The 14,400-nt window shown below is 68.7% G+C and carries 16 protein-coding genes; 7 read left to right on the top strand and 9 right to left on the bottom strand.

The genetic code is table 11. The annotated features are described in order from the left end of the window. Window positions 1-99: 99 nt before the first annotated feature. Genes ABT313_RS22725 through ABT313_RS22715 form a run of 3 tightly spaced genes read right to left on the bottom strand, consistent with a single transcriptional unit; the run spans window position 100 to window position 3,123 of the window. Window positions 100-1,353, bottom strand: coding sequence for a nitric oxide synthase oxygenase (locus ABT313_RS22725; RefSeq protein WP_350857093.1), 1,254 nt, complete (start codon window positions 1,351-1,353; stop codon window positions 100-102). After that, complete coding sequence (locus ABT313_RS22720; RefSeq protein WP_350857091.1) at window positions 1,350-1,871, bottom strand: DivIVA domain-containing protein; 522 nt, start codon at window positions 1,869-1,871, stop codon at window positions 1,350-1,352. The genes ABT313_RS22725 and ABT313_RS22720 overlap by 4 nt, the downstream gene beginning before the upstream one ends. Continuing rightward, complete coding sequence (locus tag ABT313_RS22715) at window positions 1,819-3,123, bottom strand: globin domain-containing protein (RefSeq protein WP_350857088.1); 1,305 nt, start codon at window positions 3,121-3,123, stop codon at window positions 1,819-1,821. Before ABT313_RS22715 ends, ABT313_RS22720 begins: the two co-directional genes overlap by 53 nt. A gap of 367 nt (window positions 3,124-3,490) precedes the next feature. On the opposite strand from ABT313_RS22715, the gene ABT313_RS22710 reads away from it, so the two are divergent. Continuing rightward, window positions 3,491-3,991 (top strand): RNHCP domain-containing protein, encoded by a 501-nt coding sequence (locus ABT313_RS22710; RefSeq protein WP_350857084.1) that lies wholly within the window; start codon window positions 3,491-3,493, stop codon window positions 3,989-3,991. A gap of 2 nt (window positions 3,992-3,993) precedes the next feature. Here ABT313_RS22710 and ABT313_RS22705 read toward each other — a convergent pair whose 3' ends face one another. Continuing rightward, entirely contained in the window at window positions 3,994-4,947 is a 954-nt protein-coding gene (locus ABT313_RS22705) for an SLAC1 family transporter (protein ID WP_350857081.1), read from the bottom strand. Next, the gene (locus tag ABT313_RS22700; protein ID WP_350857079.1) at window positions 4,947-5,516 is read right to left on the bottom strand and encodes a TetR/AcrR family transcriptional regulator; all 570 of its coding nucleotides are present in this window, start codon (window positions 5,514-5,516) and stop codon (window positions 4,947-4,949) included. The genes ABT313_RS22705 and ABT313_RS22700 overlap by 1 nt, the downstream gene beginning before the upstream one ends. Window positions 5,517-5,575: 59 nt before the next feature. Here ABT313_RS22700 and ABT313_RS22695 point away from each other — a divergent pair, with 59 nt between their 5' ends. Genes ABT313_RS22695 through ABT313_RS22685 form a run of 3 tightly spaced genes read left to right on the top strand, consistent with a single transcriptional unit; the run spans window position 5,576 to window position 7,161 of the window. After that, the gene (locus ABT313_RS22695) at window positions 5,576-5,818 is read left to right on the top strand and encodes a hypothetical protein (RefSeq protein ID WP_350857076.1); all 243 of its coding nucleotides are present in this window, start codon (window positions 5,576-5,578) and stop codon (window positions 5,816-5,818) included. Next, entirely contained in the window at window positions 5,812-6,378 is a 567-nt protein-coding gene (locus tag ABT313_RS22690) for a TIM barrel protein (RefSeq protein ID WP_350857074.1), read from the top strand. Before ABT313_RS22695 ends, ABT313_RS22690 begins: the two co-directional genes overlap by 7 nt. Window positions 6,379-6,381: 3 nt before the next feature. Then, window positions 6,382-7,161: a nuclear transport factor 2 family protein gene (locus ABT313_RS22685; protein WP_350857071.1), complete on the top strand. Its 780-nt coding sequence runs from the start codon at window positions 6,382-6,384 to the stop codon at window positions 7,159-7,161. Here the strand turns inward: ABT313_RS22685 and ABT313_RS22680 are convergent. After that, on the bottom strand, window positions 7,151-7,729 hold the full coding sequence (locus tag ABT313_RS22680; RefSeq protein ID WP_350857068.1) for a redoxin domain-containing protein: 579 nt from the start codon (window positions 7,727-7,729) through the stop codon (window positions 7,151-7,153). The two genes, ABT313_RS22685 and ABT313_RS22680, sit on opposite strands and share 11 nt — an antisense overlap. A gap of 164 nt (window positions 7,730-7,893) precedes the next feature. Here ABT313_RS22680 and ABT313_RS22675 point away from each other — a divergent pair, with 164 nt between their 5' ends. Continuing rightward, window positions 7,894-9,162, top strand: coding sequence for an acetamidase/formamidase family protein (locus tag ABT313_RS22675; protein WP_350857065.1), 1,269 nt, complete (start codon window positions 7,894-7,896; stop codon window positions 9,160-9,162). Beyond that, complete coding sequence (gene poxB / locus ABT313_RS22670) at window positions 9,162-10,889, top strand: ubiquinone-dependent pyruvate dehydrogenase (RefSeq protein ID WP_350857062.1); 1,728 nt, start codon at window positions 9,162-9,164, stop codon at window positions 10,887-10,889. Before ABT313_RS22675 ends, poxB begins: the two co-directional genes overlap by 1 nt. A gap of 1 nt (window position 10,890) precedes the next feature. Here poxB and ABT313_RS22665 read toward each other — a convergent pair whose 3' ends face one another. Continuing rightward, the gene (locus tag ABT313_RS22665) at window positions 10,891-11,982 is read right to left on the bottom strand and encodes a sensor histidine kinase (protein ID WP_350857059.1); all 1,092 of its coding nucleotides are present in this window, start codon (window positions 11,980-11,982) and stop codon (window positions 10,891-10,893) included. Between the two features lie 98 nt (window positions 11,983-12,080). Between ABT313_RS22665 and ABT313_RS22660 the strand changes: the two genes are divergently transcribed. Next, window positions 12,081-12,653, top strand: a complete 573-nt coding sequence (locus ABT313_RS22660) for a VanZ family protein (RefSeq protein WP_350857056.1) — start codon at window positions 12,081-12,083, stop codon at window positions 12,651-12,653. Here ABT313_RS22660 and ABT313_RS22655 read toward each other — a convergent pair. Together ABT313_RS22655 and ABT313_RS22650 are read right to left on the bottom strand one after the other, a co-directional pair. After that, window positions 12,610-13,620: a Gfo/Idh/MocA family protein gene (locus ABT313_RS22655; RefSeq protein ID WP_350857054.1), complete on the bottom strand. Its 1,011-nt coding sequence runs from the start codon at window positions 13,618-13,620 to the stop codon at window positions 12,610-12,612. The genes ABT313_RS22660 and ABT313_RS22655 overlap by 44 nt on opposite strands. Further along, a complete protein-coding gene (locus ABT313_RS22650) occupies window positions 13,620-14,378 on the bottom strand; it encodes an SDR family NAD(P)-dependent oxidoreductase (protein ID WP_350857051.1) in 759 nt (252 codons plus the stop codon). The genes ABT313_RS22655 and ABT313_RS22650 overlap by 1 nt, the downstream gene beginning before the upstream one ends. Window positions 14,379-14,400 lie beyond the last annotated feature (22 nt).

Here is a 14,400-nt window from a genome sequence, read left to right as displayed (position 1 = left end):
CTGGCTCAGCGTAAATCGCGACAGCCCTGTTGCCAACAGACGATCCGCGCATTGCGAGATCGCTGCCCACGGCAACAGAGCTGAGGCGGCGGACTTGGGTCAGCGGAAGGCGGGCGTGCCGTGCAGGGACCGGTGGGTAGCGACGGGGTCGGTGAAGAAGTTGGGGAGTTGGAGGTCGGGGGAGTAGTAGCGGTGGAAGACCGGGGTCTGGGAGCTGGACATGGGCGGGACGATCCAGGTCCAGTCGGCGGGGCACTGGCGTCCGGCTCGTTCCTCGCGCTCCACATGGATGAGGAACCTGCGGGACTCGGTGTGGTGGTCGGTGATCGTGACGCCGTTGAGGTTGAACGAGTGCAGTACTGCGCGGTTGATCTCCACCAGGGCGCGGTCGCGCCACAGCGAGGTCTCGTCGGTGGTGTCGAGGCCCATCCGTTCGGCGACCTGGGGGACCATCGCGTAGCGGTCGGTGTCGCCGAAGTTGCGGGCGCCGATCTCGGTGCCCATGTACCAGCCGTTGAACGGCGCGGCGGGGTACGAGATGCCGCCGATCTCGAGCCGGTTGTTGCTGATCACCGGTACGGCGTGCCAGCGCATACCCAGGTCGGCGAACCACGCCAGCTCCGGGTGCGCCAGCGGGACCTCGTGGACGGCTTCGATCGGCAGCTCGAACATCCGCGGGCCCTCCTCGAACGTCTCCACGACGAGCGGGAGTACGTCGAAGGCGCCGGTACGGTCGGGTTGCCGCCAGCCGCGCCGGATGAGCTCGCTGGTGAACGCGCGGTAGCGGGGATCTCCGAGGACGCGTCCGTCCGGCTGCTCGTACCCGGCGTATCGGATCAGTTGCTCGTTCCAGATCCGCGGCGCCGGGCGGGACGGCGTCTCGGGGGCGAAGACGCTGATCATCGGGCGGATCTTGCCGCCGTTGTGGGCCTCGCGGAGATGGTCGAAGCAGTGCCCGGCGACGCCGCGGGCGTCGGAGACCGTCCTCAGGTCGCGGACCTGGAGGCTGCGCCAGTACAGCCGGCCGATGCAGCGGGCGTTGTTGCGCCAGGCGACCCGGGCGCCGAAGGCCAGCTCCTCGGGGGTGTGCCAGTAGGTCCCGGTGAGGTCGATCTCGCGCATCACCGCGGCGAGGCGTGGCCCCATCCAGCCGGCCTTCGGGTTCTCGGCGTGGAAGAGCTCGAGGAACTCCCTGGCCGCCGCCCGGACCGTCTCGGTGTCGCTGCTGTCGGGACTCGGCGCCGGGCCGGGCCGATTGACCGGGTGGCCGGCGCGGGCCCGGATCCGCCCGGGACCTGGTGACCCTCGCCGTCCGGTCCGTGGAGCCTTGCCCCACGATCTGTCGGGGTTCATGGGGTACCTGGACGGCGGGTCTGCCAGTCGCCCGAGTTGTCGAAGAAGGGATCGTGCTGCACCACCGGCTCGCCCGGGACAGTCTTGTTCCCGAGCTGGTCGACCTCGGTCGCGAACGAGTCCACGATCGACTGCATGTGCGCCTGCGCGGACTTGGCGTACGAACGCACCTGCTCGCCCGCGGTGTCCATGGCCTCGGCGACGATCCGGCGCTCGTGCGCGCGGGCCTGGCCGATCCGCTCCCGGGCGTCGCGGCTGACGTCCTGGACCATCTCTTCGACCACGAGCTGCGCCTGGCTGAACATCTGGACGACCTGTTCGTTGACGCGGTCGCCGGCCTGCTCGTACTGGTCCAGCTCGGCCTGGACCCGCTGCAGCTCCGCCTGTCCGCGCTGGAGCTCGGCCTGGAGACGCTCGTTGCGGGCCCGGGTCTCGCCGAGCTCCCGCTCCGTTTTCTGGACCTGGTCAGCCAGCTGATCGAGGTATCCGTAGACCGTGCCGGCGTCGAGACCCCGCATCTTCCGACGGAACCTCTCCTCCCGGATCGAGCGGGGTGTCTGATAACGCTGCGAGCCTTGGCGGTGGCTGTTGTGCGTCACGGGTTGTCTCCTGACCTGAGAGTGCCGGCGCCGCGGTGTGCTCGCCCGCGGCTGCGTAGTAGAAGTGCTCGTACTTGATGTTTTCGGGCTGCATGCCCGCGGCGGCCAGTTGCTCCAGCGTGTGGGCGACCATCTGCGGGCCGCCGCACACCATCGCGGTCCGCCCGTAGAGGATCTGGCGGGCCGCGACCGTGCCGACCTTCCCGCGGGTGCCGGGATAGGAGGCGTCGTCGGACACGACCTCGGTGTAGTCGAACCAGGCCCGGTCCTGGGCCAGTGCCTTCAGCCGCGGCCGGTCGTACAGATGCCAGGGAAGCCGTACGCCGTGCAGCAGGTGGACCAGCGGTCCGGTTCCGGTGCGCGTCCACTCGTTGTCGACCTGCTCCAGCACGGCGAGCAGGGGCGCGAGACCGGTGCCGCCGGCGACCATCAGCAGCTCCCGCTCGTCGCCGTCCCACCGGGTCAGCCGCTCGCCGATCGGGGCGCCGAGCTTCACGGTGTCGCCGGCCTTCAGGGACCGTACGACGGCCGGACTCACCTGGCCGCCGTCGATCTGCTGCACGTGCAGATCGATCGAGCCGTCGGCACGCGGGGCGTTGGCCGGGCTGAAGTACCGCCACTGCCGGGGCCGTTGCGGTATCTCCATCGACACCGACTGGCCGGGGCGGAACCGGTACGCGTGCCGCGGCTGGACCTTCAGCAGGGTGAGGTCCATCGTCCGCCGCTCGACCGAGACCACGTCGGCGTCCCACCAGTCCGGGCTGGACTCCTCCGACGTCTCGGCCGCCTCGACCATGATCCGCGCAACCACCTGGTACGCCGCGGTCCAGTGCGCGGCGAGGTCCTCGTCCCACTCCGGCCCGAGGAAGTGCTTCAGGGTGGCGCAGAGCGAGGCTCCGACGGCGTTGTAGTGCTCGGCGACGACGGCGTACTTGCGATGGTCACGACCGAGGTGCTGGAGGAAGTTCGCATCGTTCTCGAGCTGGTCGGCATGGCTGACGATCCGGCCGAGTGCGCTGACGAACTTGTCCCGCTGGTTCGACATCGAGAGCGGGAACATCGCCCGCACCTCGGGGTGGGACACGAAGATGTGCGAGTAGAAGTACAGGGCGACCTGATCTCCGTACGCCGACACCCGGTCCCAACTGCTTTGTAGTGCGTAGGCATCCATGGGGCTCGGCTATCCGGCTCGGAACGGCAACTCCTGGGGCGGAACGGACATGTACTCCCGGTCGTCGGCGTAACTCACCGACGAGTACTGCGTTGACAAGAGTGCCCTCCTACTTTTAGTCCCCGAGCCTGTCCACCCCGTGATCTTCCCGATCTACCCCCGGGTTCGCGGCTTGAAACGGCGTGTCGGACTCCAACGTCTCGAAAATCTGGACCCCGGCTTGAGGGTCAATCGCTTGATTTACAAGGCGATTCCGAGACCGTGAAGTTGCTCCTGGCAACCAATATCGCGAGGTGTCCGGAGTTAATCGATTGACTGAGGCAGGCGCCGGCTGATCTGCTGGGAGGCTGGTGCGCCGGAACGGCCGGTGCGGACCGGGAGGAGGAGAGCCGATGTCTGTTCTGTCCTGCAGCTTTGCTCTGAAAGGTTCATCGGTTTGGCTTTCGCACGTTCGTTCAGTTGTGAACACTGCGGCGTAGAGGTCTCCCTCGACGCCCCTGGAACCACCCATCGAAATCACTGCCCGAGTTGCCTGTGGTCGCGTCATCTCGACCGCAACGTGCCGGGTGATCGCAAGGCGGACTGCTCCGGCGGCATGGAGCCGATCGCGGTCACGGTCCGCGGCGAGGGCCGCTGGGTCCTCATCCACAGGTGCACCAACTGCGGGCGCCTGCGGCTCAACAAGACCGCCGGCGACGACAACGTCCTACTGCTGATGCGGCTGGCGGCGTTACCGCTCACGATGCCGTTCATCCCGTTCGCCGCCGAGCCCGAGACTCAGGTCAACGGCGGTACCAACGGCAACGGCAACGGCAACGGCAGTCATCCCGTCGTCCGCAAGCCGAGGGCGCGGAAGGCGAAGACCTGAGCTCAGGCCGGTGCGGCGGGCAGTCTGCGCTTGACGAGGCCCCAGAACGTCTGGGGCCACGTGTAGAGGAACAGCGCGCAGAGGCCGACGTACATGGCCACGGTGAACCAGCCGAGCGCCTCGATCCCGGTGTGGTGGCTGATGACGCTCATCCCGGCGACGATCGACAGCGTCTGCAAGCCGGTGTCGAACGGCGCGGGCAGACCGGCCTGCGTCGCCTGATCGCCGAGGTTACCGAGTGCGTTGACGCCCTGCCCGAATGGCGCGATGCCGATGAACAGGATCGGCATCGCCTGGATCGGGAGCGGGCCGTGGACGAAGAGCCGCTGCAGCACGAGCGGCAGGACCACGATCGTCATGAGCAGGTCGAGCCCGAACATCGCGTACAGGCAGATGACGAACAGCGCCTTGCCCTGGCCCGGGTGCAGGTGCTGGAGCAGCGGCAGGGCGAAGGCTGCCGACACCATCGTCCCGGTCGGCGGCAGCAGCCACGCGGGGGACTGGCCGATGATGCTCAGGTCGTGCTTGATGATCATCAGCAGCGTCAGCCCCACCGCGCAGACGAGGCCGACGACAGTGCCGATGGTCCACAACGTCGCACTCAGACCGAGGGCCAGGCCGTCCGGCAGGAACGTGTGCCCGACCGTGTAGCAGATCAGTCCGGTGGCCAGGAACGCCAGCGAAATGCATGCGTAGAAGGGCGCAACGGTCGGGTTGAGCAGGTCGGCGCGGGCCTGGTCGCTGTGGAAGTACCAGTGGATGCCGCGGGCAACTACCAGTGCGACGAGCTCGAGGAACGCGAGTACGGCGAAGACCTGCCAGACCCGCAACGCGCCGGGGAACTGGTGCGGCAGCGTGATGCCGGCGCCCGGAATGATGGCCGTCCCCATGATCGCGGCGTACCAGTTGGGGCCCAGGTAACGGAACGCCGCCCAGCGGCGATCGGCGGCACTCATCAGATGTCGATCAGTGCAGCGTCGAGCAGACGGGTGAGCTGGGCCGGAGCGCGCCCGGCCTTGGCCAGCACGTTGGTCCCGATCACCACCGCCAGGAGAGCGCTCGCGGCGTCGACGGGATCACGGCCTGGGATCAGCTCGCCGCTGGCCTGACCGCGTTCGATCGCGGCCCGGAACGCCTCTTGGACCAGGTCGAACATCTCCTTCGAGACGTCCGCGACGGCATCGTCGGAGCTGCCGAGCTCGGCGACCGAGTTGACGATCAGGCACCCGAGCTGGTGCTCGCCGACGCCGGCGAGGTTCCGCATCGCCGTCCGCAGTTTGGGACGCACCGGCCCCGGTCCGTCGAGAGTCTCGGCCAGCTCGGCGGCGCGATGGGCGCTGTACCGACGGATGGCCAGCTGGAACAGGTGGTGCTTGCTCTTGAACGTGTTGTACAGACTGCCTTTGCCGATGCCGAGCTCGTCGACCAGGTTCTGCGGGGTCGTCGCACCGAAGCCGCGCTGCCAGAAGACCTCCACCGCCCGGTCGATGGTCTGCTCCGCGTCGAATGTCATGGGTCTCGCCACGCCTTCATCCTAGGGTTCTGTACTCTTAAGTCAAAAATGCGAACCGGGAGGGAACGAGAGTGCGGATCGGTTCACATGTCGCGGTCGCCGGTGGGCTGGTCAAGGTCGGGCTGGGGGAGGCCGCGGCGGTCGGCGCCGAGATCGTCCAGCTGTTCGCGGGCAACCCCCGGAGCTGGACGCCGGCTGCGGTGGACCCGGCGGCCGACGAGGCGTTCCGTACGGCGAGCGCCGAGCGGGACCTCCCGGTCGTCGTCCACGCGCCGCACCTGATCACCTCTGCTCGCCGTCGGACCTGGTGCTGAGCCGCTCGACGGCCGCCCTCGAGCTGACCATGCAGCGCGCGACGTCGCTCGGCGCGACCGCGGTCGTCGTCCACGCGGGGTCGATGGTGACGAACGGACGGCGCGCCGAGGTACTCCGTGGGCTGCGTGATCTCGTCGTACCGATCGCCCACCGGTGGCACGACGTACGGCTGCTGATCGAGCCGACGGCCGGTGCCGGTGAGGCGGCCGCGTCGACGATCGAGAGCAGCGTGGAGTACCTGGACGCTCTGGGCGAGCCGGAGATCGGGCTGTGTCTCGACACCTGCCACCTGCATGCGGCCGGCGAGGATCTGAGCGCCGTCCGGCAGGTGGCGGACAGGGTCGGGTTGATCCACGTGAACGACAGCCGTGATCCCGCCGGGTCGCGCCGCGACCGGCACGAGTCGCTCGGCCGAGGCACGATCGGGCTGGGCGCGCTGGAGCAGGTGCTGGAGGGCCTGGACGGCATCCCGCTGTTGGTCGAGACGCCGACGCACGCGCGCGACGTGGCCCTGCTGAAGGACATGCGTGCGGCGTACCGGTCGTCTGTCGTACCGTGAATCATGCCGTGGTTCCCGGAGTTCTCCACCGCGATCGAGCTGGCCCGTCGTGATGCCCGGGCGCGGGAGCAGGCAGATCCTGTCGCGCAGTACCTGAAGGCTCTGTACGACGACGCGCCGGGCGCGCTGGAGCGGACCTGGCCCGGAGACGTGGTCGTGCACGATCCGCGAGCCGGGGAGATTCGCGGGCATCGTGACCTGCACGCATTCATCCACAGCAACCGCGAGTGGATGGCCGCGCACCACGCCCGGCTGAAGGTGGCCGGCTCGATCACGGTCGACGGGCGGGCGGCGGTCGAGCTGCTCGTCCACGTCGTGCACGAGGGGGAGGAGGTGGCGTGGCCGGTCGCGGTGGTCGCCGAGTCGCTGGACGAGCGCTCGGTCGAGTTCCGGACGTACTGCAGCCAGTGGCCGGTCGACGGACTGCGCCACCTGCGGCCGGCCTTCCTGGAAGCCGGCGCCGTCGAGGCGACCGATGTCGTGGCCCGGCATCTGGACGCGCTGGCCGGTGGTGATGTCGAGTCCATCGTCAAGACCTTCGAGTCGGACGGCTACGTGCAGGAGCCGATGGACAACGTCCACCGCGGCGCGGACGGCCTCCGCGCGTTCTACGCCGACGCCGGGGCAACCGCCGTACAGCCGTGTGCTGTCACTGACGACGGCGTCGGCTGCGCGCTGGAGTACAACGTCGACGGACCGCCGCAGGCAGGTCTCGCGGTTTTCGAACGCGGCACGGACGGCCTCCTCGCTGCAGTCCGGCTGTACGACGACATCAGCCGGTAGGGCGCTTGTTCCATCCGTGGAAGGCGCTGTGGTCACCGCTGTCCCAGGCCTCCCGCAGCCCGGGCTTGCTCAGATCCCAGTCCGGACGAACTTCGCTGCTCGCGGCGCGGAGGTCCTGCCACAGCTCCGCGATCGTCGGCCGGCCCCAGAACCAGTAGCCGTTGTAGATGCTGTGGACAACTAGTCCGGGCTTGAGCACGAGCGTGTAAGGGATCATCGGGTCGTTGTCCGGGTCGGTGTACTCCTGGATGGCGAGATCCCGCTGGACGATCCGTCCCGGGTCGGACAGGAACGGCCATTGGGCACCGACCGAGGCCCGGAACTCCTGCAGTGTGTGGTGTTCGTCGGTCGCGATCGTCACGATCTGCGTGTAGCTGACCGCGATCTTCGGGTAGAACGCCGCAAGCTCCAGATGCTGCTGGTGCTCCTTGGGGCAGTAGTGGCCGCGCGCAAGCGTGAGGATCATCGGATCCTCACGCTGCAGGTCGCTCAGCCTGCGTACTACCTCGTCCTGGTCGGGCAGCTCGTAGTCGGGGAACACTGCGCCGGGCACGATGTCAGCTCGCATGTTCGTCACTGTAGACCCGGCGCATGCGCTCCCGGTTGCTGCTGACCGACTGGTATCAGGGCCGCGAACCCTGGTGCGTCAGACCAGGGAGTGACCCGGGTGCGGGAGACCGGTAGCGCGGAGCATCGTCGGAGCGGAACGCATCCGGGAGGAGAAGAAGACCTATGTGTTTCGCTCACTCGGCAACCGCCAGCGACGCCGTACATGTCCAGGCCGGGGTCGGCCCTGAGGCCGCCGCCAGCTTCGCCCAGTTGGCCGGCGAGGGCGGGCTCGGCACGGTCGACATCGCCGGATCGGGTACGCCGGAGACCGTTGCCGCTCCGCGTGGGGACCGCGTCCTGGACGGGTACGGGCAGGTAATGCACAACCGCTGGAACCGCGACCTGGAGCCGGCCGTGACGGTCCGTCCGGGCGAGGAGATCCAGCTGCTGTGCCGCGACGCTCTCGACATCGGTGATCAGGCGCAGACGTTGACGCCGGACGGATCGATGACGCTCGACCTCGGCAGGATCCATCCGCTCACCGGCCCGGTGCACATCGAGGGCGCCGAGCCGGGGGACATCCTCGAGGTCGAGGTGCTCGACGTCAGCCCGCTGGTCGACTTCGGCTACACGACCGTCAGCCCCGCTCTCGGTCTGTTCGGGACCCTGCGCCCGGACGTCCTCGGCGTCTTCGCCCCGTGGATCGAGGCGGCACAGCTGAGCGATCCCAGTCCCGGCCGGGTGCCGTCGGCGATCCCGGCGGACCAGCCGTTCGGCACCGGCGCGGCGTACGTGCAGCTCTACCGGTTCGAGCGCGGGCAGTCGTCCGGCTACGCCACGTTCGTCGGCTCGGACACCGGGACGCGGGCGCAGATCCCGATCGCGCCGTTCCTCGGGATCATGGGCAACGCGCCGATGCGCAAGGGCATGTACCGCACGTTCCCGCCCAGCTTCAGCGGCGGGATGGGCGGCAACATCGACGTACGCCAGATCACCTCGGGCTCCCGGCTGCAGCTTCCGGTGTACGCCGAGGGCGCGCTGTTCTCGGCCGGCGACGGGCACATGGCGCAGGGCGACGGCGAGATCTCGGGGACCGCCATCGAGACGCTGATGTCGGCGACCCTGCGGTTCCAGGTCATCAAGAACACCGTGATCAGCGCGCCGCGGGCGATCGTGCCGGCGGCGGACCCGACCCAGCGGGCGATGTCCGCCGAGATGGCCGCGCAGGGGTACTACATCACCACCGGCGCCGGTCCGGACCTGATGGAGGACGTGAAGAGCGCCGTCCGCGACATGATCGACTGGCTGGTCACCGACCAGGGCGTGAGCATGCATGAGGCGTACGCGTTGTGCAGCGTGGCCGGCGACCTGAAGATCAGCGAGCTGGTCGACCTCCCGAACTGGCTGGTCTCGATGACCGTCCCCCGCGGAATCTTCGAAGGAGCCGCGTGATGACTGTCGCCGATCTGCTGGTGGCCACGCTCAAGGCGTCCGGGGTCAAGCGCGTGTACGGATTGCCGGGTGACTCCCTCAACGGGCTGACGGACGCGCTGCGTCGCGACGGCGGGCTGAGTTGGCAGCATGTCCGGCACGAGGAGGCTGCCGCGCTGGCAGCGGCAGGAGAAGCTTCGACGACCGGCGAGCTCGCAGTGTGTGCGGCGAGTTGCGGGCCGGGCAACCTGCACCTCATCAACGGTCTGTTCGACGCCCAGCGCAGCCGGGTGCCGGTGCTGGCAATCGCCGCGCACATCCCGTTGGCGGAGGTCGGAAGCGGGTACTTCCAGGAGACCCATCCACAGGACCTGTTCCGCGAGTGCAGCGTGTACGTCGAGCTGGTGAGCACCGCTGACCAGTTCCCGCGGATCCTCCGGGTAGCGATGCGTACGGCGATCGAACGGCGAGGCGTCGCGGTGGTCGTCGTACCCGGCGAGGTGTTCAAGGCGGCGGCACCTGATGGCGCGGTGCATGGCATCCGGGCAACGTCCGCGCGGGTGCTGCCTGCCGAGGCGGAGCTGGTGGCGGCGGCCGGCGTGCTCAACTCGGCCGGCGCGGTCACGATCCTCGCCGGGGCCGGGTGCCAGGGCGCGCACGACGAGGTGGTCGCGATCGCCGAGCGGTTGAAGGCGCCGGTCGTGCATGCCTTACGCGGCAAGGAGTTCGTCGAGTACGACAATCCGTACGACGTGGGCATGACGGGTCTGCTCGGCTTCGTCTCGGGGTATCGCGCGATGGAGCATTGCGATGCGTTGCTGATGCTCGGCACCGATTTCCCGTACCGGCCGTTCTTCCCCGAGAACGCGCGGATCGTGCAGGTCGACGTCCGCGGCGAGCAGATCGGCCGGCGGGTGCCGGTCGACGTACCGCTGGTCGGGACGGTGAAGGACACGGTCGAAGCCCTCCTGCCGCGGCTCGCGGCGCGGGCGGACGTGAAGCATCTGGAGACGATGACCGCGCACTACCAACGGACCCGTCGCCGGTTCGACAAGCTGGCCGAGCCCGGCCGGCGCCGGCGCCCGCTGCACCCCGAGACGGTCGCGGCGGCGGTCGACCGGCTGGCCGACGACGACGCCGTACTCATCCCTGACGTTGGTACGCCGACGCTGTGGGCCGCGAGGTACTTCCGGATGAACGGCCGGCGGCGGCTGATCGGCTCCTTCATCCACGGCACGATGGCCAACGCGCTGCCGCAGGCTCTCGGTGTGCAGTCCGCGTTCCCGGACCGTCAGGTCGTTGCCTTCTCCGGCGACGGCGGGCTGGCGATGCTGATGGGGGAGTTGCTGACGCTGCGCCAGCTGCAGCTTCCGGTGAAGATCGTGATGCTGAACAACGGTGCGCTCAGTTTCGTCGAGCTGGAGATGAAGGCCGACGGCATCGTCAACTACGGAACGGACCTGGACAACCCGGATTTCGCGGCGGTGGCCCGGGCGGTCGGTGTGCACGGCATCCGGGTGGACACCGCCAGAGACCTGGACGGCGCACTGAAGGAGGCGTTCGCGCACCGCGGGCCGGCGTTGGTCGACGTACGGACGTTGCGCCATGAGGTCGCGATCCCGCCGCGGATCGAGTTGAACCAGGCGGCCGGCTTCACCCTGTGGGCGACCCGGAGTGTGCTGAACGGCGACGCCAGCGCGGTGATCGAGGTCGCCCGGACGAACGCGAGGCAGCTCGCGCGGGAGTGACTCAGTCCTGGTCGACCGGGAGGGCGACGGTCACGTGGAGGCCGCCGCCCAGCCGGGCCATCAGGGTGAGCGTGCCGTTGTGGGCCTCGGTGATGCTCTTGACGATCGCGAGGCCCAGACCGACGCCCGGCTGATGGGTCCGGGCGCCGCGCTGGAACGGTTCCGTCAGCGTGGTGACCAGTTGCCGGCTCAGGATCTCGCCGGTGTTCTCGACGGTCAGGACGACCGTGTCGAAGCGGGCCGCGGTGGTGACGGCGATCGTGCCGTGCTCCGGCAGGTTGTGGACGATCGCGTTGTGGATGAGGTTCGTCGCGAGCTGGAGCAGCAGCGTGTGCGAACCCGCGGTCGGCGTGAGCTCGCCGGCGGTCTCGATCGTGATGCCGCGCTTCTCCGCGAACGGGAGCAGGGTCTCGGTGGCTTCTTCGACGATCAGCGAGAGGTCGACCCGTTCCTGGGTGAAGGATCGTTGGTCGGCGCGGCTGAGCAGCAGCAGCGCCTCGGTCAGGTTGATCGCGCGGGTGTTGATCGCACGCAGGCGTTCGTCCAGGTCGCCGCTGTCACGGTCGGGGTCGTTGATGGCGACGTCCAGGAGCGTCTGCGTGATCGCGAGCGGCGTCCGCAGCTCGTGGGAGGCGTTGGCCGCGAACCGCTTCTGTTCGGCGACATGCGCCTCGAGCTGCGCGAGCATCCGGTCGAAACCGTCGGCGAGTTCACGGAACTCGTCGGTCGGTCCCTCGAGCTTGATCCGGTGGGACAGCGAACCGTTCTCGGCCAGACGCGTGGCGTTGGTGATGCGGGTCAGCGGCGCGAGCATGCGGCCCGAGAGGATCCACCCGCCGAGCAGGCCGAAGATCAGCAGCAGGATGAACACCGCGGCAGCCCGCGGCGCGAATACCTCCAGCAGCCGCGACCGGACCGGGAAGACGCTGCTGCCGGCCGTGCCGTCCGGGACGGTCAGCACTGCGCGCTCGGGGACGTACCGCAGGAGGAACAGCCAAACGGCCGCGAGGAGCAGGGTGCCCGCAAGCATGAGGAACGCTGCGTAGCTGAGGGTGAGCTTGAGGCGGACGCTCAACCCGGGCTGCCTATGCATGACCTGCTTCCCCGGTGAGCTCATACATACACCGGACGCTACCGGGCGGCGCATATCGTTCGCATATCCGAAACCGCATACGTTCCGGCAACACCACGGTGCCTTCACTGGAGGCCGGTACAGACGGAGGTAGCGAGATCATCAGAGGGTGGCACTGGGTCGACACGCTCACCGGCGTCGCCTTCCTGACGGTGCTCGCACTGCCGGTGGCCGCGCTGGTGGTGCCTTTGGTGCGCCGCGGACGTCCGTGGCGGATCGCGGTGGCTGAGGTCGGCATCGTCTACGGGACGCTGCCGTGGGTGTGGATGACGCTGATACCGGGCAGCCACGCCGGTGTCGCACCTCGACGCGTGAGCCTCGTACCGCTGCACGACCTGGTCACGATGCCGGGCCCTCAGATCGTCGGCAACCTGTTCGTGTTCGCAGCGCTCGGGTTCCTCGCCCCGTTGCGGTTCGCGGCCTTGGCGTCCGTACCTCGGATCCTGGCGCTCGCGGCGGGCTGCTCGATCGCGATCGAGGTGTCGCAGTACGTCTTCCAGTTGGACCGGGTGTCCTCTGTGGACGACGTACTGCTCAACACCGCCGGCGCCGGACTGGCTGCACTCGCATCACGCCGCTGGTGGCTGGTCAGGGCTGCGGAGCCGGAAGCTGCACAGTCTGTCCGGAGCTGATCGACTCCTCGATCGCGCAGATGAGTTCAGTGACCAGTACGCCGTGATCGATTCCCGGCCCGAGGTCGCCGCCGTCGACGAGCCCTGCCGCGAAGTCCTGGACCATCCACACCGCGGGACCGACCTGGGACCGGCCGATCCGGCCCGCGACCGGCCAGGTCGACCGGTACTTGTCGCTGACGACGGTCAAGCCCTGGTGCGACAGGTCCGCAGTCACTGATCCCTCGGTGCCGACGACCTGGAACCGGAAGTCGACGATCCCGTCCCCGGCATCCGGCAGCGTCCACGCTGACGACAGTGTCGCTGTCGATCCGTCCTCGAAGCTGACCAGCGCATGGACGACGTCCCAGGTGTCGATACCGCGCTTGGCGAGCACGCCACGAGAGCCGACCGCGTTCACCGACACGGCCCGACGGCCGGTGAGGTAGAGGATGAGGTCGACGGTGTGCGGCATCAGGAACCAGGCCGGCGACGACTTCGCGGCCCACGACAGCATGGTGGTCGGCACGAAGTACGAGTTGCTCAGGGTGGCTGACGCCGTGATCGGGTCGCCGATGGAATCCATCGCCGCCTTGGCCTGGACCACGTGCGGGTTCCATCGGTTCTCGAAGCCGACGAGACATCGCACGCCCGAGCGGTGGATCGCTTCGGCGATGGCATGGGCGTCGTCGAGATTCGTGGCGACCGGCTTCTCGATCAGTAGATGCTTGCCGGCCGCGGCCACGTCGACAGCAACCTCACGATGGGCGAAGTCCGGGGTCGCCACGATCACGGCGTCCGGGTCGAGTTTCTCGAGCAGCTCGACATGTGACGAGACGACGGGCAGTCCCGTGGCCGCTCGGGCTTGCGCGGCCACCCGCTCCGAGGGCTCGGCCAGACCGGCGACGGTGACGTCGGGCTGGGTATGGAGTGCCTCGGCGAACAGCCTCCCGCGCAGACCGGCGCCGACGATGCCTATGGTGACCATCAGAACAGTGTGAAGCCGCCGTCGACCTTGACGATAGAGCCGGTCATGAAACTGGACGCCTCGCTCGCCAGGAAGATTGCCACCGGCCCCAACTCCGGCGGCAGCCCGTACCGCTTCATCGCGGCCGGATCGACGCACCACTGTTTGAACTCGGGCTGGTCGACCGGCGACATCTCGGTCAGGAAGTACCCCGGCGCCATCGCGTTCACCCGGATCCCGTGCGGCGCCCACTCGGCCGCCAGCGCCTTGGTCAGCTGGTGTACTGCGGCCTTCGACGACAGGTACGACGCCTGCCAGCGCGGCTGGTTCACGATCTCCGCCGACATCGACCCGACGTTCACGATCGTCCCGCCGCCGCGCTCGGCCATCCGGCGGGCGACCGCACGACTGCAGTACCAGAGGCCGTCGACGTTGACCGAGAACACCTCGTGCCACGCGGTGTCGGGCGTCTCGAACGCGCGACCGGCGACCCCGATCCCGGCGTTGTTCAGCAACACGTCGATCTCGCCGAACTCGCTGCTGACCTGCTCGACCGCGCGCTCCACGTCCTCGACGTCGGACACCTCGAGCTGGACGCCGTACGCCCGGATGCCGAGCGCGGTGAGCTCGGCCGCGGCGGCTTCGGCGGCGGCGAGCGTCCGCGCGGTGACCGCGACCGCGGCGCCGGCGTCGCCGAGCGCCTCGGCCATCGCGCGCCCGAGACCCCGGCTGCCACCGGTGACGAGAGCGACCTTGCCCTCGAGGGAGAACTTCTGCATCGCGTTCATGGTGACCCTTCTG

This window comes from Kribbella sp. NPDC000426, from assembly GCF_040300265.1.
Taxonomy (GTDB): Bacteria; Actinomycetota; Actinomycetes; order Propionibacteriales; family Kribbellaceae; genus Kribbella.
The sequence above is the reverse complement of the archived record's forward strand: the minus strand, read 5'-3'. Positions and strand labels throughout refer to the sequence as shown.